The organism is Cupriavidus sp. WS (assembly GCF_000395345.1).
Classification (GTDB): domain Bacteria; phylum Pseudomonadota; class Gammaproteobacteria; order Burkholderiales; family Burkholderiaceae; genus Cupriavidus; species Cupriavidus basilensis_B.
The window spans coordinates 1-746 of sequence record NZ_AQPL01000554.1; the positions used below are offsets into that span (position 1 = coordinate 1).

The following is a 746-nucleotide window of genomic DNA, read 5'->3' on the forward strand; positions in this document are numbered from 1 at the left end:
CCTGGCCATCCTCAAGACCCAGGCCGAGTTCGCCCAGCGCCAGTTGGGCGCCGGCGCCGATCCGGCCCACGCGCCGCAGGCCGCGCGCGAGGCCGTGGGCGGCATCGTCACCCAGCTGGAGCAGGCCGCGCGCCTCACCAGCCAGCTGCTGGCGCTGGCGCGCGTGCGCCAGCATCCGGGCAGCGACAGCCCCGGCGACGCCGAGCCGCCGCCGCTGACCGACGCCGTGGCGGTGGCCGAGCAGGTCGCGCTGGACTACCTGCCGCTGGCGCGCGGCAAGCAGCAGGACTTCGGCTGGGAACGCCCCGCCGGGCTGGCGCTGCCGGTGCGCGCCGACGCCGCGCTGCTGCGCGAGGCGTTCGCCAACCTGGTCCACAACGCCATCCAGTATTCACCGCGCGGCAGCCGGATCACGCTGTCCGCGGCGCGCGCCGGCGACGTTGCCCGCCTTGTCGTCGAGGACGACGGGCCCGGCATTCCCGCCGAAGAACGCGAGAAGGTGTTCGCGCGCTTCTACCGGCGCGTGGGCAACACCGAACCCGGCTCCGGCCTCGGGCTGGCCATCTCGCGCGAGATGGCGGCGCGCTTCGGCGGCACGGTGGAACTGGGCGAGGGCGTGCAGGGACGGGGGGTCCGGGCGGTGTTGGGGTTGCCGGTGGGGGAGGGGGGAAGGATTGGAGTCGAAGTCTTTGAAAGATTGGAATCAAAGTCAAAGGCTTAACTTCAAAGTCAAAGACTTAACGTCA

The 746-nt window shown here is 72.0% G+C and carries 1 protein-coding gene; it reads left to right on the forward strand.

Going from position 1 to position 746, the window contains the following annotated elements; translation table 11 throughout:
• Positions 1-721, forward strand: a 721-nt coding sequence (locus K206_RS40165) for a HAMP domain-containing sensor histidine kinase (protein WP_020206810.1), incomplete at its 5' end; no start/stop codon positions are given.
• Between the last annotated feature and the right edge of the window lie 25 nt (positions 722-746).